A 1,291-nucleotide genomic window follows, 5' to 3' on the forward strand; every position below is an offset into this window, starting at 1 on the left:
GTAACTTGGGTACTTTCTGAAGTTAGCATTGATTGTATACCAACCTTGTGAAGCACTCCATTCTGAAGTTGGCATTGTTACGTAGGCACCATTGTAATCACCCTTAATACCAAATAAGTTGTAACCTTGTGTAGCTAAAGTTGAAGTGCCCCATGCACTTTCAAGAATAGCTTGAGCTAACATAACAGATGTGTAAAGGCCATATTGACTAGCAGCCTTTTGAGCCATAGGAACAGCTTGATTTAAGAAAGCTTGTTGTTGAGCTGTTGTAACACCAGTAGCTGCTTGAATAACAGCGGTTGTATTTAATGCATTATTAATTGATTCACTGGCAGCTTGAACAGTAGCTGAAGTAGCAACTGTTGTATCAGCTTTCGTTTCTGAACCAGCGATGACATTTGAACTATTATCTTGTGATTTATTATTTACTTGTTCGGTACTTGTTTGAGGTGCAGCTGAATCTGCATCACTTGTTGTTGCAGCTGACACAACAGAAGGTGTCGCAGTTGCAGCTAATGTGCCAAGTACCAAAGCACTAGTGAGTAGATTTTTTTTAGACATAGAATGGTTTCCCCTTAATAAATAATCTAGTTATAGACTACTATTTAAAAAAAGTAGTTTCAATAAAACTCGAATTTTGTAACAAGAATTAAACATTCGAAAATAAACTGTAATTTTTTGTGACTTGACTTTAAGAAATCCTTAAGAATCTAAAGAATTCTTATACTCACTTTAGGAAAATAATCTTATTTTAAATAATATTCCGTAAAAATTAACAATTTTATTATTGCTAGTAATCAAGAAAAATAATCGGTAGTTAGAATTATAATTTTTGACTATTTGATTCAAATCCCCTCATATTACGCTTTTCGAGCATTATTGAACGTCCTCTTTGACCTCCTTTATTTGTGAATTTTTGTACTACCATTAAAATTTTACAATAAAAAAAACCGCTATTCAGCGATTTTCTATAATTTTGAAGTTAACTTAACATCTGGATATTTGTTAGCAAACCAGTTTTCAGCAAAGCGATTTTCAAACAAGAACAATGGCTTGTCATCCAAATCTTTCACTAACATATTTCTAGTTGATGACATTGATTGATCTAATTGTTCAGGATCGACCCAACGGGCAATTCTGGAACCAATTGGCTTCATCACAACATCACAGTTATATTCATTTTTCATTCTAAATTGGAAGACTTCAAATTGAAGTTGACCAACGGCACCCAAGATATAGTCGTTAGTTGTGTATTTCTTGTAAAGTTGAACGGCACCTTCTTGAACTAGCT

The 1,291-nt window shown here is 33.7% G+C and carries 1 protein-coding gene and 1 pseudogene; both read right to left on the minus strand.

Annotation, left to right across the window (positions count from 1 at the left end; all coding sequences use genetic code 11):
* Positions 1 to 561: glycoside hydrolase family 73 protein (locus FHL06_RS14985; protein WP_192918006.1), on the minus strand; the 561-nt coding region annotated here is incomplete at its 3' end.
* A 407-nt stretch (positions 562 to 968) separates the two neighbouring features.
* Positions 969 to 1,291: pseudogene (locus FHL06_RS13345) on the minus strand (peptide chain release factor 3); the annotation flags it as partial.

Source organism: Companilactobacillus halodurans (genome assembly GCF_009600985.1).
Lineage (GTDB): Bacteria > Bacillota > Bacilli > Lactobacillales > Lactobacillaceae > Companilactobacillus > Companilactobacillus halodurans.